This is a genomic window from Streptomyces sp. NPDC005551 (assembly GCF_042871785.1).
In the GTDB taxonomy this organism is placed as follows: Bacteria; Actinomycetota; Actinomycetes; order Streptomycetales; family Streptomycetaceae; genus Streptomyces.
Map to the genome: position 1 here is coordinate 370,792 of NZ_JBIAJE010000007.1, position 21,584 is coordinate 392,375.

A 21,584-nucleotide genomic window follows, 5' to 3' on the forward strand; every position below is an offset into this window, starting at 1 on the left:
CTCACCTTGCGCGAATGATTCCCCCAATCCGGAAACGGAGAAGTAGTTCATCCCCCGCATCGTAAGCACGCCGATGATGATCTGTCATTCCCCTTTGCTGCCCGTCGGCCCTGATCGCGGCACACCCCGGGCGGGGGGAGAACTGGTCAATCCCCGGGTGACAATGTCCCGATGACCGATCACGAAGCCCACTCTCCCGCACGTGCGTTGCTGCGCCGCCCTCAGGACGGTGAACTCCTGGACGTCGCCGGTGTCGCCCACTTCTTCCGGCTCACCGGTGAGCACACGGGCGGACACTTCGCCTTCGAGGAGTTCCGCCTGGCTCCCGGAACGATCGGCGCCAGACCGCACGTGCACGACGGGCACGACGAGTACTTCTACGTCCTCGAAGGCGAGTTGACCCTGCACACCGGGGACGGCGAGGTGACGGCAGGCCCGGGCAGCCTGCTCGCCGCGACCCGTGGCGCCCCGCACGGTTTCCGCAACGGAGGTACCGTTCCCGCCCGCGCTCTGTGTCTGTACACCCCTGCCGGCTACGAGAACTACTTCCGCGACGTCCACGCTGCTGTCAGCGCGGGGGCCGAGGCGACCGACGACCTGCTGGCCGAGTTCCGGAGCCGTTACCGGACCCGGTCCTACGAGGGCCCGTCGGGCCGCTCCTGACGGGGCCCGGCAGAACGGGAAGGCGTGCGCGGCGGCAGCTCCCGCCCGATGCCGTGGCACCGGCCCGATGCCGTGGCACCGGCCTGATGCCGTGGCACCGGCCCGATGCCGTGGCACCGGCCCTACGCGGTGGCGAAGTGCTTCGTCAGGGCCTCGACCACGACGCGGACCGCGGGCGAGGTCCAGCGCTCCCCGTGGCGCACCAGTTGGACGGAGACGTCGGGGAGTGCCGGGCCCCTGATGACGGTGAGGCGCTCCTCCCGCAGCGCGTTCTCGACCGCCGCGGCGGGGAGGATGCTGATACCGAGGCCGGCCATGACGCAGTTGCGGACCGCCTCACTGCTGCCCAGCCGGGTCAGGCGGGTCCGGGCGCCGGACGCGGCCTGGAGCAGGCCCGCGATGCGGTCGCTGTAGGAGCAGCCCTCCTCGTGCAGGAAGACGTCCTCCTCCGCTAGCCGGGGCCAGTCGGCGGGCTTTCGCAGCGAGGCCAGGGGGTGACCCGGCGGTCCCACGAGGGAGAGCGGCTCGGTGGCGATCACGGATGCCGTCAGACCGGGGAAGGCAACCGAGTCCTCCAGGAGCAGGGCAAGATCCAGACGTCCGCTGCGCAGCCCTTCGACCGCGGCCTGCGTGCCCGCGGGAAACAGATGCACGGCGATGTTCGGGTGGCTGCGGCGCAGCGCGACGATCACGTGCGGAAGGTGCGCGGAGCACAGAGTGTCACCGGCCGCCACGGCGACCGTCCCCGAGGGCTCCGAGTCCGCGGCGGCCGCCCGCAGCCGCGCTTCCGCTTCGAGGACGGCGCCGGCTTCCGGCGCCAGCCGTCGCGCCGCCGCCGTCGGGCGGGCACCACGCGGCATACGGTCGAAGAGCTGGACTCCCAGCAACTTCTCCAGAGCTTTGACCTGCGCCGTCACGGTGGACTGCGACAGATGGAGTTCGGCTGCGGCCACGGTGAAGTTCTCCGTCCGCACGACGGTCAGGAAAGTCCGGATCAACTGCGTCTCCACACCAGGACTCTACGCCGGAAATCGGAATCGCTGATGGCGGCCATCGACAATCATCGCTTTCTTCAATGGCTGGCAGGTGGCACCGTGGAGGTATGACAGTGAGCCTCACCGACGCGGTACTCCACTACACCGCATTCACCGCAGACCCTCAGGGCGGAAATCCGGCAGGCGTCGTCCTGGACGCCACGTCGTTCGACTCCGCCCGCATGCTGGCCGTCGCCGCCGAAGTGGGCTACTCCGAAACGGCGTTCATCACGGGACACGATGACGAGCGGCGCCGCTTCACCGTGCGCTACTTCAGCCCTCTCGCCGAGGTCGACTTCTGCGGGCACGCCACCGTCGCCGCGGCCGTCGCCCTCGCCGAGCGCATCGGTCCCGGAACGCTGGTGCTGGACACCCCGGTGGGCGAGGTCCCCGTGGTCACGGTCGCCGACTCCGCCGGGGCCCTCCACGCGACGCTCACCAGCGTCCCGACCCGCACCCGGCCGGCCGGTGAGGCCGAGCTGGACGAGGCACTCGCCGCCCTGGGGTGGGCGAAGGCGGACCTCGACCCCGCTCTGCCGCCGCATGTCGCCTTCGGCGGCGTGCAGCACCTCATCCTCGCCGCCGCCACCCGGGCCCGACTGGCCGACCTGGCCTACGACTTCGACGCCCTCGGTGACGTCATGCGGCGTCACGGCTGGACAACGCTGCAACTGCTGTGGAAGGAGTCGGACGACCTCTTCCACGCCCGTGACCCGTTCCCCGTCGGGGGAGTGGTGGAGGACGCGGCGACCGGCGCCGCGGCGGCCGCGTTCGGCGGCTACCTGAGAAGTCTCGGCCTGGCACCCCGCGGCCGGACCGTGCGCATCCGCCAGGGCGAGGACATGGGCAGCCCCAGCCTGCTCAGAGTCGACATCGATCCTGCGGACCCGCGCATTCGCGTCACCGGCCAAGCGGTGCCGCTCAAGCGATAGGCACGCCACCGGCCAAGCGGTGCCGCTCAAGCGATAGGCACGCCACCGGCCAAGCGGTGCCGCTCAAGCGATAGGAGCGTCACCGGCCAGGCCGTGCCGTGCAGGCAGCACGGCCCCGGGTAGCGGCATCCGCGACGTACTCCCTCACCGGTCGGCCGACCACGACCGTTCGGCACCCGCAGTCAGTGGCGCCCGTCACATGAACCCGTTGTCACAGGGGTTGGGGTGGCGGTGTCTCCATGTCCGCAACCGCGCCGCGCGTACGGCTCGCGCGGCACTCCATCCCCCGAGTGAGGACGCCGGCATGGAACCTCGTTTCAACCTGTTCGACAGCCCGACCGCCGCGAAGATCGCGAAGCGGTTCTACAACGTCTCCACGGTCCTGGAGCAGTCGCCGCTGCCGAAGACCCTGCGGGAACTGGTGGAGCTACGGGTCGGCCAGATCAACGGCTGCGGCTTCTGCGTGGACGTCCACACCAAGGAGGCGGCAGCCGCCGGTGAAACCGCGCTTCGGCTGAACCTGGTCGCGACCTGGCGCCACAGCACGGTGTTCACCGAGGCCGAGCGGGCGGCGCTTGCGCTCGCCGAGGAGGGCACCAGGCTCGGTGACCGGGGTGTGTCCGGCGAGACCTGGGCCGAAGTGCGCAAGCACTACGACGTCGACCAGGTCGGTGCGCTGGTCTGCCTGGTAGCCCTGATCAACGCGGCGACCCGGATGAACGTGATCGTGCACAACCCGGGAGGTTCGTACGAGCCCGGCATGTTCGCCGACCTGTCGAGCTGACCGGGGGACGGAACCTCATCCGGTGCCGGCACCGGCACCGGTGCCACGGCACGCTGCGACCGGCGGAAAAGCCGGATACCGAGCCGTCGACGGGGTAGAACGGATGCCGGGTGCCGTCCGGTCGCGGAGGGCACTGCCAACAGACCAGCCGGGATGCCCGGCGATATCGAAGGACGAGCAGCATGGCCAGCGGTACCGTGAAGTGGTTCAACTCCGAGAAGGGCTTCGGATTCATCGCCCAGGACGGCGGCGGACCGGACGTCTTCGCCCACTACTCCAACATCTCCGGCAACGGCTACCGGGAGCTTGTGGAGGGCGAGCAGGTCACCTTCGACGTGGGCCAGGGCCAGAAGGGCCCCCAGGCCGAGAACATCGTGCGCGCCTGACCCGCCCGCAGAAGGGGCCCGGTGCACCGCCGGGCCCCTTCGCCCTGCCAGGATTCGTTCCTCCCGGGGACGTGCCGACGCCTTGAACGGGTGCGCTGCCGACGGCACATGGCACAGGCCGCCACGTGCGGGGCAGCGAGTGGAGGTTCCCGCGCCCCGAGCGCTAACGTCCGTCAGCATGGCGACTGGCACCTTGGGGAGACTGCGGGCCGAGCTGAGGGATCACGCGGAGCCGGCTGTCCGGGAACAGCTGGTACGGGTGCTCAGCCGCGCGGAAGACGACGAGCTGCTCGGCGTACGCGTCCCGGTGATGCGCCAACTGGCGCGCCGATGTCCGGAGTTGTCCTTGCAGGACGTGGATCTCCTGCTGCGCAGCCGAGTGCACGAGGAGCGGTTCACCGCCCTGCTGATTCTGGCCGAGCGGATGCGTGGTGCCCGTGGTGACGACCGGAAGACGCTGGTCGACTTCTATCTGGCCCGCACCGACTGCGTGGACAACTGGGACCTGGTGGACGGTTCCGCGCATGTCGTGCTGGGGCCGTGGCTCCTGGACGGCTCACTGGACGTGCTGGACGAACTGGCCGCCTCGCCCTGGCTGTGGGACCGCAGGATCGCCGTGGTGGCCACGCTGGCGCTGATCCGGGCCGGCCGCTTCGAGCCGACCCTTCGGCTGGTCCTCAGGCTGCGGCGGGACCCGGAGCCGCTGATCCACAAGGCGCTGGGGTGGATGCTCAGGGAGATCGGCCGCCGGGACGAACAAGTGATCGTGGACTTCCTCGACCGGAACCTCGCCGGGCTGCCGAGGATCACGGTGCGGTACGCGACCGAGCGACTGGCGCCGGACAAACGGGCGCGGTACGTGAAGACGCGGTAGCGCTCCGTCCGTTCCGACAGCACCCGGCCCACCACTTGTCACGTCTGCGGGCAGGTGCCCGTCCCGACGGTGCGGTGGGAGCGCAGCCACTGGGCGAGCAGGGCGAGGGCGAAGAGAAGGGCGACCGTGTGCCCGCGGTGGTCACCGGCGGGCCGATGCTCCCGAGCGCCCGGCCTCACCGCACGCGCCGGAAGTATCCGTCGCCACGCCTTTGCCATCTCTTTACAACCTGGTCCCTCGCTGCCTCGTCTCTCCGCTCGACCTGTAACCCGGTCCGCCCGTGTCCGGGCGGGCCGACGGAAGAAGGAGAGCACCTCATGCGCCGAACTGCCCTGGGGACCATGACACTCGCGTGCACCGCCGTGTTGGCGGGGGCCGTACCGGCATTCGCCGACGGACCGACCCCGACCTCGGTCCCGACCGCCCCTTCGGCGCGCCCGACCGCCGCTCCGACACGCGCCCCCAGCGACACGGCCCCGAGCGCGGCCCCGAGCACGGCCCCGACCCGGGCCCCGGCTCCGGGTCAGGTCAGCCGAGTTCCGCAAGGCGCGCCCGACACGGGCGTGGCGCCCGCGGCCGGGAGCACCGGGAACGGGGGAGCGGTGGCCGGCGGTGCCGCGGCGGCGGCCGTCGTGGGCGGCGGCGTGTTCCTCGTCGTACGCCGTCGGCGCACTGCCACGGCATGACGTCACCCTCCAGGCGGGCCTTCACCGCTGCCGCGCTGGGTTCGCTGCTGGCGGCCTGTGGCGGGCACCAGGACGGCAGCCCCCGAACTGCCGGGCCGCGGACCGCGCCACAGACCTCGCGGTCCGGCGGCGCGGCCGAACCGCCGCGGTCCGCGGGCCGTTCGGCCCCGGTCAGGTTGCGGATCCCGGCCATCTCGGTCGACACCCCGGTCATCCGGCTGGGGCTGGCCGAGGACGGCAGGGTGCGGGTACCGCCCGTCACGGCGCACGACCGCGCGGGCTGGTACCGGCACTCACCGACGCCGGGACAGGTCGGACCGTCGGTGATCCTCGGCCATGTCACGGTCGGTGCCTACGGGGACGGAGTCTTCCGGCACCTGGGCAGGCTGCGGCCGGGCGACTCGATCACCGTGACGCTGGAGAACGGCACGGCGGCCGTCTTCGCCGTGCGTTCCGTACGGACGGTCGCCCAGGCCGACTTCCCGGCGGACGACGTCTACGGGGACGTCGACCGTCCGGAACTGCGGGTCATCACGTGCGGCGGCCCTCGAACCGGTGGCCACTACCGCGACAACGTGATCGTCTTCGCCGCGTTGAAGTCCCCGACCCCTTGAACCCCGCCGGATCCCGGGCGGACGGAACGTACACCGGCCGCCCGGGATCCTCCCCCACGAACCACACGGCACTCCGTGCGGTCACGACCATGGAGAGCGTTGAAACGGTCCCGCGACAGGGCAGCGTCCGAGCTGTTCACTGCCGTCTACCCACGGCTGGCCGGCTGGTGCCGCCGGCTGGTCGACGACGACGAGACAGCCCACGAGATCGCCTCGGAGGCCTTCACCCGGCTCTGGGCCCGCTGGACATCGGTGGAGGAACCCCGCGGCTTCCTGTACGTGACGGCGGCCAACCTGGTCCGGGACCACTGGCGCAGGACGGAGCGCGAGCGCCGCGCGGTGCGTCGCGTGACCTCCGAGGCCGCCGTCCGTCCGTACAACGAACAGACCGACCCCTCGGTACGCCTGCTCGTACAGTCCCTGCCGGAACGCCTGCGGGTCCCTACGCTGCTGCACTACTACGCGGACATGCCCATCCGGGAGGTGTCCGCGCTGACCGGACGCAAGGAAGGAACCATCAAGGCCGACCTCCACGCGGCCCGAGAACTGCTCCGCGCCCACCTGGGGAGAAGCCTTGATCGCACACCATGACGACGGTCCGGACCCGGACCTCGAACTCGACGACCCGCTCGCCGTCATCCTGCGGCCCTCCACCGGCTACCTGAGCGCGCCCCCCGGCCGGTACGAAATGGTCCGGCGAGGCGCGGCTCGCCGCAAGGCGGTCCGTGCCGCCGTCGGCGTCGGGCTGTCCTGTGCCGTCGCGGTCCTCGTGGCGCTGCCGCTGAGCACGGGCGCATCCGAAGCACCGGTGACCCCGACGGTCCCTCTCGCCCCGCCGCCCGTGAGCAGCCCTCCGGCCGGCACCTCCGCGCCGGCATCACCCCGGCCGGTCCGCCCTTCACCGAGCGACGGGGGCCGCAGCAGCGGCTCGAATCCGACTCGCGGACCGGCCGCGACGCCGTCACGCGGGGGCAGCACAGCGGTCCCCACCCGGCCCGCCGCGCGGAGCGGCCCGGCCGCCGGGGAATGACTGATCCTTCCGCGGTGTTCGACGGACTGCGTCACCGGTGTCGGCTCGCACCACAGTGCGCCGCAGGGGCCTGACGCACCGGAGGCACGTCGCGAAGTCGTTGTGCAGTGACGGGAAACCGTCCTGCACCGACGGAAAAAGGAGACAGATCATGAGTAACGAAGGGCAGCGGGCGCTGCTGGCGGGCGGCTGCTTCTGGGGCATGCAGGAGCTGATCCGCACGCTCCCCGGTGTCACCGGCACCCGGGTGGGATACAGCGGCGGCGACGTCCCCAACGCGACGTACCGGAACCACGGCGACCACGCGGAGTCGATCGAGATCACCTTCGATCCCGCGGCCACCGACTACCGCGCGCTCCTGGAGTTCTTCTTCCAGATCCACGACCCCACCACGAAGAACCGGCAGGGCAACGACATCGGCGCCAGCTACCGATCCGCCATCTTCTACCTCGACGACGAGCAGCGGCGCGTCGCGGAGGACACCATCGCCGACGTCGAGGCCTCGGGTCTGTGGCCCGGCAAGGTCGTGACCGAAGTCGTGCCCGCCGGCGCGTTCTGGGAGGCCGAACCGGAGCACCAGGACTACCTGCAGAGGTACCCGGAGGGTTACACCTGCCACTTCCCGCGGCCGAACTGGCGCCTGCCGAAGCGTGCGGAGCGTTAAGAGGGCGGTGCCCCCGGCCGGCCCCCTCCGGCCGGCCCCCTCCGGCCGGCCCCTTCCGGCCGGACCCCGGCCAACGCCCCCGCCCGGCTTCCGCTGCCGGCTCTCGGCTGCCGCCGCGGGTGCCTTCGGACGTCGCACGCCGTCCTTCGTTCGGGTAGAGGACTCGTGGTGCGTCACCCGGTCGAGTGAGTGGACCCGAAGGTGCCGCGGTGGCGCCGATACGGTGACGCGGTGACCTCGAACTCAACAGAAACGCGCCCCGTGCGCTCCGCGGAGCTGGGGACCCTCGTCGCCATGTCCTGGAGCCGCGACACGCCCCAGGGCGCCGTTCCCTACGTTCTCGCCTTCTCCCTCGGAGACGGCGAGAACGGGCCCGAAGGCTCCTCGGCCGCCGTCGAACAGCTCATGCACAACGCCGGACTCTCCATGGACGAGGGCCTGGTCGACGCCAGTGCCCGGCCGAGCCTGCCGGTCGGCCTGCTCGTCGTCGAGGGCTCGGCGGTCCTGACCATGCCGCAGATCAACGCGCAGATCGTCCCGTCCGCGGCCTGGCTGGCAGCGATCGCCGAGCGCGGCTGTGCCTGCCTCGTCCTCACCACACGGCCCTGGCCGGGCGGCGAACTGGACGACAACGACGCGCTGGCCGCCTTCGCCAACGACGAGGAGACCCTGAAGTCGTCCGCCACCGTCGTGCTGCCGGCCCGCAAGCTGCGCGACCGCTGATCCGGCCGCCGTCGGCAGCCGGGCACTTACGGCTGCCGACGCGGGCTACCCCCGCCGTCGGCAGCCGTGCGTCCACCGCTGCCGACGCGGGCCTCGGCCTCCTCATCGGTCGTGCCGCAGCTCCGCACGCCGGTCCTGCCGCCGACCGGTCCGGACCCGGCACCTACGCATGGTCCGTGAGGAGCGCGCTGGTCACCTGCCCCGGCACGAAGTCCTGAGCGTCGTGCGGGGAGGCGGCGGTGCGGTTCGCGTGGAAGGCGGTGGGTGTGCGGCCCGTCATCGCCCTGAACGTGCGGTCGAAGTGCGGCTGATCGTGGTACCCGGCCTGTGCCGCCGCATCGGACCAGTTCGAGCCGGTCTCCCGCAGCCGCAGAGCCGTCTGGAGCCGCATCACCTGTGCCGCGCTCTTGGGGGTCAGCCCGATCTGACAGCGGAAGCGCCGTTCGAGGTGGCGGCGGCTCCAGCCGGTCTCGGCCGCCAGTTCCTCGATACGGGTACACCCGTGCGTCCGCTGGATCCTCCGCCACGCCCAGGCCACCTCGGGGCTGCCCGCCGGGCCCCCGGCGAGTGCCTCGTGCAGCACGCGGTCCAGCAGGGCGAACCGGCCGTCCCAGTCCGGGATGTCCGCCAGCCGGGCGGGCAACCCGGCCCACGGCCGACGGCACAGTTCCTGCGGGGCCACCGACAGCCGGGACCACTCGGACATGGGCACCCCGAACAGCCGGTGCGCGGCGAGCGGAGTCAGCAGGACGGTCACCCCGCGGATCAGTCCGGTGTGCTCGCCGATCGCGGCCGTCGCCCGGATGCCGTTGGCGAGGGAGACCCCGCTGCCGGAACACGCCGGGTCGCAGGGGTCCACCACCCTTAACGGGTCGCCGAACCCCAGCATCACCTTCACCACTCCGTCGGGTACCAGCAGCCGGCGCCGGCTCCCCATCACGTCGAAGCGGAAGCCTCGGTACCCCAGCACCTCACCCCGCAGATGTGCCGCCGCAGGCCGGCTGAGCAATTCGTGCATGGCCCGATCCCCCATCGGTCAACGCGAACATGACAGCAATCGTAGAAGCCGCGGCCGTCAGGCATCCCCGGGCCCGACGAGATGGCCGGCAACCGGCGCCGCACACGAGTGCCGAACACCGTAGGTCGCATTCGTACAAGCCAGGGCGGCACGGTCTCGGCGACGCTGCTCACCACGGACGACCGGTGCGGTTCCACTGAGGCGTCGGTCCGTCCGGCCGAACACCGACGAAAACTGGGGGACCAATGACCAGGACCAGGCGAATTGCCGCCGTACTCACCGGGACCGCGGCCGTACTGGCAGCGGCCGTCGCGCCCGTGCAGGCCTCCGGGGCGCCTGCCACGGCCGGCGGCGCCCTGTCGTGCTACGGCTCGGCCTACTCCTACTGGGCCGAACCCGGCGCCAACGGCGACTACGCCCACTACCCGAACTACGGCAACTGGGACGTCGTGGACGGCAACTGCAACGACCTGAACATCAAGACGGACGCCACCCGCACCGTGCGGGTCTGCACCGTGAACAAGTGCCACAGCTGGATCACGGCCACGAAGGGGACGTGGACGGTGATCTTCAAGGACACCCGTCCCGGAGCCTCCTACTACCTCCAGTTCCAGGGCTGGAGCTCCAACACCGGCCTGCTCGCGAGCTGACGGACAGGTGGTCCCGGCCTCGCACGGGCCGGGACCACCACCGCGCGCACGTCCACGTCCGCGAGACGGCCGCCGCCCCGCCGGTCGTCGGCGCCCGCCACCCGCACCCACCGCACGCACCGGCGTCCGAACGCGCTCTCGTGCCCGCTTCCGTTTCCCTTCGGTCCGACGGGCTACTCACCAGCACATGGACAGAGCTACTGATCTGCGAGTCGGTACGACGACGGGCGACCGCGCCCCGGAGTCGACGAGCCGGCCTGGGACAACCGGACAGCCGACCGCGCCACGACCGTCCCGGCGGGCGCCGCGACCGTCACCCGAGCGGCACGGCACGCACCCCCACCGCGCGACCGGGCCCGCCGGACGAGAGGCGGACTGACCCCCGTGAACGCCTCCAGCACCCCCGCACCGGGCCGGCCGACGCAGGACGGAGCGCAGCCGGACACCCGGACGTCGTCGCCCAGTCCGCTCAAGTCCGCGCTGTCCACTCCGCTGCTCTACTTCTTCATCCTCGGCGACGTCCTCGGCGCCGGTGTGTACGTCCTCGTGGGACAGATCGTCGCGGCCTCCGGCGGTGCCGTCTGGGTCCCGCTGACCGTCGCTCTGTGCCTGGCGCTGCTGACGGCCGGCAGCTACGCGGAACTGGCGACCAAGTACCCGCGTGCCGGCGGCGCCTCGCACTACACCACGCTGGCGTACGGTCCGTTCGCCGGGTTCCTGGCCGGGTTCTGCATGCTGGCAGCCGGGATCGTGTCCGTCGCCGCGCTCGCCCGTGGCTTCGCCGGTGACTACCTGACCGCGTTCGTCTCGCTGCCCGTGGCGGCGGTGGTCGTCGTGTTCCTGGTGGCCCTCGCGCTGCTCAACGCCCGGGGCATCCAGGAGTCCACCCGTGCCAACGTCGTCGCGACGCTCGTCGAAGTGGGCGGCCTGCTCATCGTCGTGGTGCTCGGCGCGTGGATCGTCCTGCGCGGTGACGGACACCTCGGTTCGCTGACCGACCTCGGCACCCCGCACGAGAGCGCGGCCGCCGCCGTGCTCAGCGGAGCGGTGCTGGCCTATTACTCCTTCGTCGGTTTCGAGACATCCGTCAACGTGGCGGAGGAGACGCGTGATCCCGTCCGGTCCTATCCGCGGGCGCTGTTCGGTGCGCTCGGCACCGCCGGGCTGATCTACGGTCTTGTCGGGCTCGCGGCGACCGCCGCCGTTCCCGCCAAGACCCTCGCGGGCTCCAGCGGACCGCTGCTCGAAGTGGTCAAGGCCGCCGGAGGTGTACCGGAGCGGCTGTTCAGTGCGATCGCGCTGGTCGCCGTCGCCAACGGAGCGCTGCTGACCGGCATCATGTCCTCCCGCCTCGCCTTCGGTATGGCCCGGGACGGACTGCTGCCCCGCCAGCTGACGACCGTGCTGCCGCAGCGTCGTACCCCTTGGGTCGCGATCGCCGTGACCACGGCGCTCTCGCTGCTCCTTGCCCTGACGGGTGATGTCGCCACCCTGGCCTCCACCCTGGTCCTGCTCCTGCTCGTGGTGTTCTTCATGGTGAACACGGCGGCGCTGGTCCTCCGCAAGGACGTCGTCGACCGCAAGTACTTCCGGGTGCCGGCTGTCATCCCGGTGCTGGGTGCGGCGTCCTGCGTCCTGCTCGCGACGCGCGTCGAGGGCGAGGTCTGGAAGCGCGGACTCCTCGTACTGGCGGTGGGAGTCGTCCCCGCGATCGTCGCGGCCCGCCGACGTCGGCGCGACGATCGCGCCGCCCAGCCGGAATGAGGGCGACGGTCGCGAGCAAGCCCCGTGCCGTGAGGCCCGCTCAGAGCGTGCCTTCGGCCGGCGTTGACATCGTGAAAGTCGCGGCCCGGGAACTCGCGGGGCAGGGCGACGGCGCGGCCGGGGAGAACCGCGTGGGACGTTGCGGGCTTCCGCGGGGTGACGGCCGGTCTCAGGCGGACTGCGCCGTGTCCCGCGCCGTGGGAGCCGGTGCGGTGTCCGGGTGGACGAGGCGCAGCATGGGCTGCTCGACCAGTGCCTGACGGAATCCGGTGAGGCCCTCGGCGAGTGCGTCGCGCTCGTGTGCCGGCATGGCGTCGAGGGCCTGGACGAGGAGCTGCTCGCGGCGTTCGCGGATCCGGGCCAGGTGTGTGCGGCCGGCGCCGGTCACACAGAGCGTGACTTCACGGCGGCTGTCGGGGCACGGCCTGCGTTCGATGAAGCCGAGGGCCTGGAGACGGTCGACCAGTCGGCACACCGAGGGAGGCGCGGCGCCCAGGAGCCGGGTGAGGGCACGCATGCGGATGCCGTTCTCCCGGTCGACGAGGTACATCACGCGGAGTTGGGATGCCGGGATGTACGGGGCGGGGATGTCGTTGCGCGCCTGTTCCCACATGACGTCGAGAAGTTCGACGACGCCGCCGGCCTGGCGGGCCGCCGCGCGGACGGACTCGTGGGTGGAGCGGGTGCGTTCGGTCATGCGTTTCCCCTCCGAGGGGCCTGATCCCCCGATGCTGTCGTGCGCGCGCGTTCGAATGTCAGCTGCTGGTGTCCGGCCCGGCGGGACCACGACCCTGGGCGGTACGGTCCGCGGACATCCCGTCCTGAGGCGTATGACGGTATGCCATGCGGTGGGACCGGGCGTAATCACCGGCCGGTTCGCCCTCGTGGCCGGGGACGAGGTGGTCCAGGGCGCCGGTGATGTCCAGCATCCGTTCGAGTGCCGGTCCACGGTCGTCCAGGTGCAGGGCGACCTGCGCGGCGGTGGTGCGGCGGTGCAGCATCAGGAGCGCGGCCAGGCCCAGTGAGTCGAGGCCCTGGAGGGCGCCGCAGTTCAGGCGCAGGGCCCGCAGGCCGGGCCTGTCGGCCAGGTGCCCGGTGATCGTGGCCAGGAAGGAGTCCGAGCCGGCGTGGTCCAGGAACCCGTGCACCTCCAGGCGCAGAACGCCTTCGTCGGTGTCGGGTGACGTGGTCAGGCGCAGGTACGTGGACTTGGACCCGGCGGGCGGCGTCATACGGTGTTCCTGGTGTGCGAGGCGATCACAGGGCCCGTGCCGGCGAGGCGGTCGGCGGCACGGCCGAGTATGAGTGTGGCGCGGGGGAAGTCCTTGAGCTGTTCGCTCAGGATGTCCAGCGCGGGGTGGAGGGAACGAGCGGGTACGCCTCGGGCGTCGAGGATCCCGGCGGTCCAGACGAGGAAGTCGGTGAACAGCTCCGGGGCGTCGGTGTAGAGGGCCGTGGAGAGGAAGTCCACGATGTGGGCGACGTCCTCGGCCGTGTGTGACCGCTGTGCGGCCGTGTAGTCGCGCATGGCGGGGAAACGCTCTTCCAGTCCGTCCATGACCGCGCGCACCAGGCTGGTGCCGGTGCGGGCGACCATCGTGTATTCCTGGTCGGCCAGGTGCGGCAGGTCGTCGATGGGCTGGTGCGCCCCGGCGGGGCGGGGCAGCGGACCCCGGTCGAGGTGGTCGGCGGCGGCCCTGGCGTCGGGGGCCCAGGCGTCGGCGCCCAGCCGGCGGGCGTACTGGCCGTGGCGGCCGAAGGCGGCTCCGCCGGCCAGGACCGGGGTGCCGGTGGCCTGGACCGCGGTGATCGCGGCGTGGGCGGCCGGCAGCCGGGTGGTGATCGAGCTGGAGAGTGCGACCAGTTCGGGGCCGGTTCGGTGGACATGGGTGATCAGGTGGCTGGTGGGGACCTGGGCGCCGAGATAGTCGACCCGCCGACCGCGCAGTTTGAGGACTTCGGCCAGCAGCCGGGCGGGCAGGCCGTGCCATTCCCCGTCCACGCAGGCCACGACGACCGTGCCCCGGTCGTCGGCGGGGCGGGCGGAGCAGCGGTGGGAGAGGGCGGCGACGGCTCGGTCGTTGATGGCGGAGGCCGCGTGTTCCTGGGCCACGCTGATGCGGTTGGCGGCCCACTCCTCGCCCACTCGGCGCTGGACCGGGGCGATCAGGTCCAGGAGGACACTCTCGGCGGGGACGCCGTCCTCCAGTGCGCCGAAGACCGTGGCCGTGGCCGTCTGTTCGTCGCCGGCGGTGGCTGCCTCCCACAACCGGTCGATCCGGTGTTCGGGCAGGACGGTCGCGGTGGGACTCATCCGGTGAATCTGCCCCGAGTGTGACCGCCCACCGCGCTCAGGTGGTGGGAACTGGGAGCGGCGATGACCATGACGGCCATGTCGTCGTGGGATTCGGAGCCCACCCACTGCGCGGCGAGCATCTGCACCCGCTCCACGATCGCTTCGGCCGGCAAGCCCGCGCACTGGGCCAGCGCGTCCTTCAGCCGTCCCTCACCGAACATCTCGTCCCCCAGCGGACCGCCCACCGCCTCGGTGATGCCGTCGGTGAAGAGCACGCAGAACTCACCCGGCGCCAGCGTCTCGTGCGTGGTAGTCGCACGGGCCTGGGGGAAGACTCCGACGAGGGTGCCGCGGGAGCGTCCTTCCTCGACGGTTCCGTCCCGGCGCACGATGAGGGCCGGCGGATGTCCGGCGCTGGTCACCCGGAGGCGTACGGCGCCCGCTTCGCGTACCGCGGAAACCATGACGAGTGTGGCGAAGCGCGTGTGATGGGAGTTGAGGAGTGCGCCGTTGAGCAGGTCGATCATCCGCTGGTGGTCGCCCGCCATCGGCAGCAGCGCGTGGAGCGTGTTGCGGATCTTCCCGGTCAGGACGGCGGCCTCCAGGCCCTTGCCGCAGACGTCGCCGAGGACCGCGAAGGAGGCTTCGCCCTCGGTGGCGGCGGGATGGACGTCGTAGAAGTCGCCGCCGATGCGCTCCTGGTCCTTCGAGGGACGGTAGCCGCCGGCGAAGTCCACGCCCGCGACCTGGTGCAGGACCGGGGGGAGCAGTTCGCGCATCAGGGTCTGGGAGAGTGACGACTGCTCCGCGTACAGACGGGCGGCCGACATCGCGGCGCCGGCGCGGGCGGCGAACAGACGGGCGAAGACCTCCTCCGCCTCGGTGAACGCCGTCTCCCCGCTGCGGCGCAGCAGGATCAGAGCCCCGGCGGGCACGCCGTGTCCGGGCAGCGGGGTGACCACGATGGAACCGACCGGGCCGAACCCCTCGGGCACCACCCAGTCGGGGGCGGAGACCGGGTCGATCCACCGGGAGGGGACGGGCGGGAATCCCTGGAGCGCCTCGGTCAGTCCGGGAACGTCCCGCGGGTCGGCGTCCCGCTGGGCGCGCTGCGGTTCACCGCCGTCCAGGCAGCTGACGACCGGCAGCCGGTGCCCGCTGCGCGGCGCGACGACCAGCGCCGCATCGGCGAGGTGCTGGGCCGCCAGCTGCGCGATCACGTCCATGCACCGGTCCAGGTTCAGCGAGGAGAGCAGCGTGTTGGACGCCTGGATGAGGAACGCGGTCCGCTCACGTTCCATCCGCAGGGCTTCGCGGACCAGCCGGTGGTCGGTGTCGTCCACGAGCCACCACACGACGTCGCCGTCGGCCTGCGCGGTGGGGTGGGCCTCGAAGCTCCGCTCTCCCACGGCGCCCGACGCCACCGCGGTGCCGCCCGGCCCCCGGGCCCCCCGGAGCGTGTGGGCGTCGGCCAGCCATGCCGGTACGTTCCCGGCCAGGCCCGTGCCGGGACCCATGCCGGGGAAGAGTCCGGCGGCCTGCGGGTTGACGTGCCGTACGGTGCCGGCGGGATCCACGACCAGGACGGGGTAGGGCACGGAGGTCCATGCCATGTGCGCCGGCGCCTGAGCGCTCTCGGCGTGTGCCTGCTGGGTGGAAGTCACAACCACGAAGGCCCGCTGCGCGAACCCCTCACCTCATCCGGTCGAAGAATTATTGCCGTTCGGCAACCATCCTCCATCGGCCCCCTCCTGTGCAAGCCGCCCGCGCCGGTACCCCCGTTGAGCAGGCATCCCGGCAGCGCAGGGGCGGTCGAGGGAGGGGGGAACCGTCTGCCCGGTGCTGGGGCAGTGACGTCCTCCCTTGTGATCCATGCAGGTCAGCGCCCGGGCAACCCGTTCCGGCGGGGTGTGCGATGCTGCCCGTACACAAGAAGTGAAGAACCTGGGGAGAAGTGGAAACGGTCACTGCTTCCGGGCCTCACCCGCCGTCGGCGGCGTCGGTCGCGAGTCGCGTCGGTACCGGCGGGGCGGCGTCGCTCGTTCTCCGGCGTGTACAGGCACGATGCGCTCGGCGGGACGCGACTCTTGTCGTTTGACAAGTATGGTTGGCAGGCAACAGAGTGGCCGCGGCGGACGCGCGTGGGGGAGGACTGGAATGTTCCGGTGGACCGGCACCGCTCGGCGGTGCGTCGGCCGCCGGCGCCCCGCGCGGCCGACGCACCCGGTGCCGTGGCGCGGGAGTCCGGGCGGACCGGGCGTCGGTGTCGTGGCCCGGCCGGACGGCCACGAGGCCGCAGCGGGCCTCCGGGGCCTTGCCGGGGCGCTCCCCTCGGGTACGGACACCAGGCCGGAAGGCGGCCCCTGTCGCACTCTCGTCGGCACTGGGGCGGCTGTCGGCGTACTGGGCGCGTGACCCCCGGCTGCCGATGACGCGAACGAGCGGCAGGGCCTGCCGAAACGGCTCATCCCCGAGCGAGGCCTTCAAGACCCGGCAAGAGATTGGTGTTCCCTCCATCGTGAACAGATTTGTGGCCGCTGAACGCGCCCTGCGCACGGCGGCACCCCATGAGCTGCTCGACGCCGTCCGGCGTGTGCTGGCCGAGCGGTATGCGGCAAAGTCCGTCGAACTGTTCATGGCCGACTACGGTCTGACCGTGCTGCAGCCGGTGTCCGTGCTCCCGCACACCATGGAGCCGGTCTCGGCCCACAGCAGTCCCGCGGGCCGCGCTTTCGGCGCGCAGGAACCCTTCGTGGAAACGGCCCCGGGTGACCTGGCACGGGTGCACCTGCCGGTCACGGTGCGCGGTGACCGGCTCGGCGTGCTGTCCGTCACCCTGCCCGGGAGAGAGCACGTCGAGGACACCCTGGCGGAACTGACGGACATCGCGCAGGTGCTCGCTCACGAGGTCGTCGTGGCCGAGCGGGACACCGACCTGTACATGCAGGCGCGGCGCAAGGACCGGCTGACGCTGGCCGCGGAGATGCAGTGGCAGCTGCTGCCCGGCCGCTCCTGCGCCCGACCAGAGTACGAGCTGGGCGCCCAGCTGGAACCCGCGTACGCCATCTTCGGGGACAACTTCGACTGGTCCGCGACGGCGGACCACCTGATGCTCTACGTCAGCAACGGCATGGGGGAGGGAATCGAGGCCTCCCTGCTGACGAACCTGGCGATCAACGCGCTCCGCAACGCGCGACGGGCCGGAATTCCCCTCGCCGACCAGGCGGCCCTGGGGGACCAGGCCGTCTACGCCCACTACCGGGGTGAGCGCTACCTCTCCGTGCTCATGCTCGAGTTCGAACTGGCCACCGGGCGGGTGTCGGTGGTGGACGCGGGCTCGCCCCAGATGCTGCGGCTGCGCGGAGGCACGGTCGAACGCGTCCTCCTGGACGCGCAGCTGCCGCTCGGCATGTTCGAGGAGACGGACTACGTCATCCAGGAGTCCCACGTCGAGCCGGGTGACCGACTGATCTTCGTCAGCGACGGGGTCTACTCGGTCGCGTCGCCCCGGGGGGAGGCGTACGGGGACGCCGCGCTGGCCGGGGCGATCCAGGCGACCCGCCTGCTGCCCGCCGCCGAGGTCCCGCGCGCCATCCTGCGCGAACTGACCGGTCACCGCGGACAGTCCGTCCCGGAGGACGACGCGCTGGTGGTCTGTCTCGACTGGCTGGGGCGTTGAACGAGAGGTCATGCTCGCGCCCGACGTGAGCTGTGCCGACGCAGTGTCGCAGCAGGACGCGTCCCGGAAGCCGGCGGCGCGGAGCCACGCGATAGCGTGGGGACCGCCAAAAGCAACGTGGGGACTGCCGAAGAGAAGAGGGTGGTCGCCATGACCGCAGCGCAACCGGAGCCATCCGCCGAAAGCCTGCTGCGGGCGGCCCCGCCGCACGCTCTCGTCGCCACGGCACGTCAGCTGCTGACCGACCGGTTCGGAGCCGAGGAGACGACCCTGCTCCTCGCCGACTACGGGCTCAGTGTTCTGCAGTCGGTCACGCACCTCCCGCACACGGAAGCGCCCGTGTCCGCACACGAGACGCCGGCGGGCCGGGCCTTCGTCACTCAGACCCCGGTCGTCGAAGTCACCGACCGTGCCTCGGCCTCCGATCTCATCCACCTGCCCATGACCGTCCGGGGCGATCGGCTCGGAGTCCTGTCCGTGCGCATGCCGCGCTCCGCGACCGGCACGGCCACCGTGCTGCGCCTCGCCGAGTTCGCCACCGCGCTGGGGCACGAGGTCACCACCGCCGACCGCGACACGGACCTCTATCTCCAGGCCCGGCGAACCCGGCGTCTCACGCTCGCCGCCGAAATGCAGTGGCAGCTCCTGCCCGGCCGTGGCTGCGCCCGCCAGGAGTACGTCATCGGCGCCCACCTGGAACCCGCCTACGCCGTCGGCGGAGACAACTTCGACTGGTCGACCGGCGCCGACCACCTCACCCTCACCGTCACCGACGGAATGGGCTGGGGCGTCGACGCGTCCCTTCTGACCAGCCTGTCCGTGGGCGCACTTCGCAACGCCCGACGCGCGGGCCTCGGCCTCGCCGACCAGGCCTGCCTCGCCGACCAGGCCCTCTTCGCCCAGTACGGCGGCAAGCTCCACGCCTCCACCCTGCTGCTGGACTTCGACCTGGACACGGGAGCGGTACTGGCCGTGGACGCGGGCTCGCCGCAGCTCTTCCGGCAGCGGGGCGACACGGTCGAGCGCATCGCCCTGGACGCACAGCTCCCCCTGGGCATGTTCGAGGAGACCCCCTACGAGGAGCAGACCTTCCAGGTGGAGCCGGGCGACCGGCTGATCGCCGTCAGCACGGGGGTGCACGGCGCACGCTCCGCCGACGGAGACCTCTTCGGCGAACGGGCCCTGCGCCAGACGCTCGGCGCCGTCCGGGCTGCCGCGCCGCACGAAGCCGCACGAGCTGTCGTCTCCGGTCTGATCGAGCACTTCGGCAGCAACGCCCTGTCGGCCGACGCCGCCGTGGTGTGCCTCGACTGGAACGGCCGCCAAGCCGGTACGGCCCGGCGTAACGACCCGGGTCGGTGACCGGTCGGCGTCACACCGGCCCCTGCTCCCCGGGGGGGCCGCTCCCGCGTTCCGCTGCCAGGAACGCCTGCATCCCCCGGTTCAGTGCCGCCCGGTCGGCCTGCGACATTCCGTACAGCGCCGCCGCCAGCGCCGCCGTCCGGCGCCGGGTCACGCCGTCGAGCACGTGCTGCCCCCGCGCGGTCAGACTGAGCCGCACCTCGCGACGCCGGAACGGGTGATGGGTGCGTTCGAGCAGTCCCGCCGCCTCGAGCCGGTCACACAGCCGACTCGCCGTGGACAGCCCCAGACCCAGCCGTTCCGCCAGCGCGGTGAGGTTGACCCCAGGGGCTGCGGCCAGCGAGTGCAAGGCCCGCAACTGGTGCATGGACAGACGGAGCGGTGACTGCTGGACGGCGGCCGACCACAGGGTCGTCAGACGTTCCACGGCATCGGCGATGCCCAGGGCGACAGCCTCGGCGCCGTCTCCCGCTTCCCGCGGCCGGTCGTCGGCAGGGACGTCGCGGTGAGTCACTAGACGCCACTTTCATCAAACTCGGTCTCTCGATGCACTTCAGGCTGGCACCCGTGCAGACGCTGCTACCCGCGAACCCCGCGTCCAAGCACCGACACGAAGGACCGGGTCAGGACAGTGACTCGTCGCGCGGACGGCCGGTCCCGCCGGGGGACCCGGGTGAACGTCCGGTGTGCCGGTAGGTCACGATCATCGCCGACACCAATCCGCCCGGCGCCCCGCAACGGATTCCTTCGGAGGTGCCATCGGAGCGGGCCGGCGGCATCGATGAAGCACACCACGTCACCGGATCGCCGACCGCTCCGGTGACTGCCTGCGGACAGGAGCACCATGTCGGACCCGGATCATGAACGACCGCACGTGCGACGCCTCACGTGCCCGGACTGCACAGCCGGTCCCGGCCCCGAGAACACCTCGGTCCGGACCGGCTGCCCCGACGGCATGACCGAGGTCTGGCACACCGCCGACTGCCCCGAACTCGCCGTGCAGTGCATCCTCACCGAAGACCGGATGCGCCGCGCCAGAGAGGCCGACGCGCAGAGCGCGTTCTCCGTCGGCGTGCAGCGCCTGCACGCCGCCGTCATCGACTTCGACACCGATCCCGCCGCCGCGCCGTTCATCTCCGCGCTGTTGAAGCTGGTCGGCGCCCAGGCCCGGAGCCTCGACCGCCCGGTGCCCCTGAGCCGATGGGCGGAGATCCTGGACGAGTGCTTCCCGGACGGATGAGACGCGGTCGGCCGTCCGCCCGGCGTCCCGGGGGCCGGCCCGGCCCGAGGCTTCCCATGCTGTGAAGGGGGCCGGGCATTCGGCTTGCCGCCTGCGGCGACGACGTGATGACGGCCTCGTGCGAAGCCGTCTCCGGGCCGCGTCGGGACGTCACAGCCAGCCGTTGCGGCGAAACGTCCGGTGCAGCAGCGTGGCGGCGGTGAGCATGAGGGCGATGGCGAGCGGATACCCGTACGTCCAGCTCAGTTCCGGCATGTGGGCGAAGTTCATGCCGTAGACGCCGGCGACGAGGGTGGGGGTCGCCAGGATCGCGGCCCAGGCCGAGATGCGGCGCATGTCGTCGTTCTGCCAGGTGCCCACCCGGGCGAGGTGCGCGTCGAGGACCGAGTTCAGGAGTTCGTCCAGCGAGCGCACCTCGGTGTCGGTCCGGTGCAGGTGGTCGGACACGTCACGGAAGTACGGGAGCATCTCCGCGGGCCACTCCGCGCGAGGACCGGCGAAGTCCTGCACGACCGGCACCAGGGGCTGCACGGCATCCTGGAACTCCAGGACCTCCCGCTTGAGCGAGTAGATCTGCTCGGTCAGATCCTCCCGGCCGGGCGCGAAGACGCAGCGTTCCAGCGCGGTCAGGTCGGTGCGGACCTGCACGGAGGCCTCGAGGTAGGAATCGACCACCGTGTCCAGGACGGCGTGCAGCACGGCCGTGGGACCGAACCGCTGCATCTCCGGGGTCCGGCTGAGCCGTCGGGCCGCCTCGACGGTCGGATCGACCGAGCCGTGGCGGACGGTCAACGCGAACCGGGGGCCGGTGAAGACCATGACCTCCCCGGTCTCCACGTCGTTCCCCTCCTCGAGGTACCACAGCGTCTTCAGCGCCACCACGAGCACATCGCCGTACCGCTCCCGCTTCGGGCGCTGGTGCGCCTGGGCGGCATCCTCCACCGCCAAGGGGTGCAGTCCCAGCGGGACCGCCAGCTCCTCGAGGACCGCCGGGTCCGGATCGTCCAGGTGCACCCAGCAGAACTCCCGCTCCCCGACGCGCTTCAGGCTCGCCAGTACCGCAGGCAGGCCGCCGTCGGTCTGGTCGCAGTCCACCTGCTCGGGCGGTTCCGGCAGCTCACGATAGATAAGACACCTCATTCCTCACACCTGCACCGATGCGGCGATTGCATGCCTGTGATCTGC

General features: G+C 71.6%; 24 protein-coding genes. 15 read left to right on the forward strand and 9 right to left on the reverse strand.

From position 1 onward, the window contains the following. The first annotated feature begins 171 nt into the window (after positions 1–171). Complete coding sequence (locus ACFYP4_RS22380) at positions 172–663, forward strand: cupin domain-containing protein (protein ID WP_358852541.1); 492 nt, start codon at positions 172–174, stop codon at positions 661–663. 122 nt (positions 664–785) lie between these two features. Here ACFYP4_RS22380 and ACFYP4_RS22385 read toward each other — a convergent pair whose 3' ends face one another. Then, a complete protein-coding gene (locus tag ACFYP4_RS22385) occupies positions 786–1,673 on the reverse strand; it encodes a LysR family transcriptional regulator (RefSeq protein WP_358852540.1) in 888 nt (295 codons plus the stop codon). Positions 1,674–1,765: 92 nt separating this feature from the next. Here ACFYP4_RS22385 and ACFYP4_RS22390 point away from each other — a divergent pair, with 92 nt between their 5' ends. The 4 genes from ACFYP4_RS22390 (at position 1,766) to ACFYP4_RS22405 (ending at position 4,673) form a co-directional block, all read left to right on the forward strand. Continuing rightward, positions 1,766–2,629, forward strand: coding sequence for a PhzF family phenazine biosynthesis isomerase (locus ACFYP4_RS22390; RefSeq protein WP_388787350.1), 864 nt, complete (start codon positions 1,766–1,768; stop codon positions 2,627–2,629). Positions 2,630–2,933: 304 nt separating this feature from the next. Beyond that, complete coding sequence (locus ACFYP4_RS22395; RefSeq protein WP_388787353.1) at positions 2,934–3,413, forward strand: carboxymuconolactone decarboxylase family protein; 480 nt, start codon at positions 2,934–2,936, stop codon at positions 3,411–3,413. Positions 3,414–3,595: 182 nt separating this feature from the next. After that, positions 3,596–3,799, forward strand: coding sequence for a cold-shock protein (locus tag ACFYP4_RS22400; RefSeq protein WP_358852537.1), 204 nt, complete (start codon positions 3,596–3,598; stop codon positions 3,797–3,799). 178 nt (positions 3,800–3,977) lie between these two features. Next, complete coding sequence (locus ACFYP4_RS22405) at positions 3,978–4,673, forward strand: DNA alkylation repair protein (protein WP_388787356.1); 696 nt, start codon at positions 3,978–3,980, stop codon at positions 4,671–4,673. A gap of 38 nt (positions 4,674–4,711) precedes the next feature. Here the strand turns inward: ACFYP4_RS22405 and ACFYP4_RS22410 are convergent, their stop codons facing one another. Then, on the reverse strand, positions 4,712–4,852 hold the full coding sequence (locus tag ACFYP4_RS22410; protein WP_388787359.1) for a hypothetical protein: 141 nt from the start codon (positions 4,850–4,852) through the stop codon (positions 4,712–4,714). 138 nt (positions 4,853–4,990) lie between these two features. Here ACFYP4_RS22410 and ACFYP4_RS22415 point away from each other — a divergent pair, with 138 nt between their 5' ends. From ACFYP4_RS22415 to ACFYP4_RS22435, 5 genes are all read left to right on the forward strand, one after another. Further along, entirely contained in the window at positions 4,991–5,359 is a 369-nt protein-coding gene (locus ACFYP4_RS22415; RefSeq protein WP_358852535.1) for an LPXTG cell wall anchor domain-containing protein, read from the forward strand. Beyond that, on the forward strand, positions 5,356–5,973 hold the full coding sequence (locus ACFYP4_RS22420; RefSeq protein ID WP_358852534.1) for a class F sortase: 618 nt from the start codon (positions 5,356–5,358) through the stop codon (positions 5,971–5,973). The genes ACFYP4_RS22415 and ACFYP4_RS22420 overlap by 4 nt, the downstream gene beginning before the upstream one ends. Positions 5,974–6,072: 99 nt before the next feature. Next, positions 6,073–6,564 (forward strand): RNA polymerase sigma factor, encoded by a 492-nt coding sequence (locus tag ACFYP4_RS22425; protein ID WP_358852533.1) that lies wholly within the window; start codon positions 6,073–6,075, stop codon positions 6,562–6,564. A gap of 590 nt (positions 6,565–7,154) precedes the next feature. Further along, complete coding sequence (msrA, locus tag ACFYP4_RS22430; protein WP_358852532.1) at positions 7,155–7,667, forward strand: peptide-methionine (S)-S-oxide reductase MsrA; 513 nt, start codon at positions 7,155–7,157, stop codon at positions 7,665–7,667. 231 nt (positions 7,668–7,898) lie between these two features. Then, on the forward strand, positions 7,899–8,390 hold the full coding sequence (locus tag ACFYP4_RS22435) for a DUF5949 family protein (RefSeq protein WP_358852531.1): 492 nt from the start codon (positions 7,899–7,901) through the stop codon (positions 8,388–8,390). A gap of 163 nt (positions 8,391–8,553) precedes the next feature. Here the strand turns inward: ACFYP4_RS22435 and ACFYP4_RS22440 are convergent, their stop codons facing one another. After that, complete coding sequence (locus tag ACFYP4_RS22440; protein WP_388787365.1) at positions 8,554–9,408, reverse strand: helix-turn-helix domain-containing protein; 855 nt, start codon at positions 9,406–9,408, stop codon at positions 8,554–8,556. 245 nt (positions 9,409–9,653) lie between these two features. Here ACFYP4_RS22440 and ACFYP4_RS22445 point away from each other — a divergent pair, with 245 nt between their 5' ends. Beyond that, positions 9,654–10,058, forward strand: a complete 405-nt coding sequence (locus ACFYP4_RS22445; protein WP_358852529.1) for a hypothetical protein — start codon at positions 9,654–9,656, stop codon at positions 10,056–10,058. Between the two features lie 480 nt (positions 10,059–10,538). Continuing rightward, a complete protein-coding gene (locus ACFYP4_RS22450) occupies positions 10,539–11,822 on the forward strand; it encodes an APC family permease (RefSeq protein WP_358852564.1) in 1,284 nt (427 codons plus the stop codon). Between the two features lie 169 nt (positions 11,823–11,991). On the opposite strand, the gene ACFYP4_RS22455 is transcribed toward ACFYP4_RS22450, so the two are convergent. The 4 genes from ACFYP4_RS22455 to ACFYP4_RS22470 are packed head-to-tail and all read right to left on the reverse strand — an operon-like array spanning position 11,992 to position 15,731. Continuing rightward, positions 11,992–12,519, reverse strand: coding sequence for a MarR family winged helix-turn-helix transcriptional regulator (locus tag ACFYP4_RS22455; RefSeq protein WP_388787369.1), 528 nt, complete (start codon positions 12,517–12,519; stop codon positions 11,992–11,994). 58 nt (positions 12,520–12,577) lie between these two features. Beyond that, positions 12,578–13,054 carry an STAS domain-containing protein gene (locus ACFYP4_RS22460; protein ID WP_388787372.1) on the reverse strand — a complete coding sequence of 159 codons (477 nt, stop codon included), beginning with the start codon at positions 13,052–13,054 and terminating at the stop codon, positions 12,578–12,580. After that, the gene (locus tag ACFYP4_RS22465) at positions 13,051–14,136 is read right to left on the reverse strand and encodes a B12-binding domain-containing protein (protein ID WP_388787375.1); all 1,086 of its coding nucleotides are present in this window, start codon (positions 14,134–14,136) and stop codon (positions 13,051–13,053) included. Before ACFYP4_RS22465 ends, ACFYP4_RS22460 begins: the two co-directional genes overlap by 4 nt. Beyond that, positions 14,133–15,731, reverse strand: coding sequence for a PP2C family protein-serine/threonine phosphatase (locus tag ACFYP4_RS22470; protein WP_358852525.1), 1,599 nt, complete (start codon positions 15,729–15,731; stop codon positions 14,133–14,135). The genes ACFYP4_RS22465 and ACFYP4_RS22470 overlap by 4 nt, the downstream gene beginning before the upstream one ends. 905 nt (positions 15,732–16,636) lie before the next feature. Here ACFYP4_RS22470 and ACFYP4_RS22475 point away from each other — a divergent pair. Beyond that, positions 16,637–17,797: a PP2C family protein-serine/threonine phosphatase gene (locus tag ACFYP4_RS22475; RefSeq protein WP_388787378.1), complete on the forward strand. Its 1,161-nt coding sequence runs from the start codon at positions 16,637–16,639 to the stop codon at positions 17,795–17,797. Positions 17,798–17,947: 150 nt separating this feature from the next. Further along, positions 17,948–19,159 carry a PP2C family protein-serine/threonine phosphatase gene (locus ACFYP4_RS22480; protein WP_358852523.1) on the forward strand — a complete coding sequence of 404 codons (1,212 nt, stop codon included), beginning with the start codon at positions 17,948–17,950 and terminating at the stop codon, positions 19,157–19,159. A 10-nt stretch (positions 19,160–19,169) separates the two neighbouring features. Here ACFYP4_RS22480 and ACFYP4_RS22485 read toward each other — a convergent pair whose 3' ends face one another. After that, a complete protein-coding gene (locus tag ACFYP4_RS22485) occupies positions 19,170–19,673 on the reverse strand; it encodes a MarR family winged helix-turn-helix transcriptional regulator (protein WP_388787381.1) in 504 nt (167 codons plus the stop codon). 360 nt (positions 19,674–20,033) lie between these two features. Between ACFYP4_RS22485 and ACFYP4_RS22490 the strand changes: the two genes are divergently transcribed. After that, the gene (locus ACFYP4_RS22490) at positions 20,034–20,399 is read left to right on the forward strand and encodes a hypothetical protein (RefSeq protein WP_388787384.1); all 366 of its coding nucleotides are present in this window, start codon (positions 20,034–20,036) and stop codon (positions 20,397–20,399) included. Positions 20,400–20,549: 150 nt separating this feature from the next. Here ACFYP4_RS22490 and ACFYP4_RS22495 read toward each other — a convergent pair whose 3' ends face one another. After that, positions 20,550–21,539, reverse strand: coding sequence for a magnesium and cobalt transport protein CorA (locus ACFYP4_RS22495; RefSeq protein ID WP_358852520.1), 990 nt, complete (start codon positions 21,537–21,539; stop codon positions 20,550–20,552). Positions 21,540–21,584: the final 45 nt, after the last annotated feature.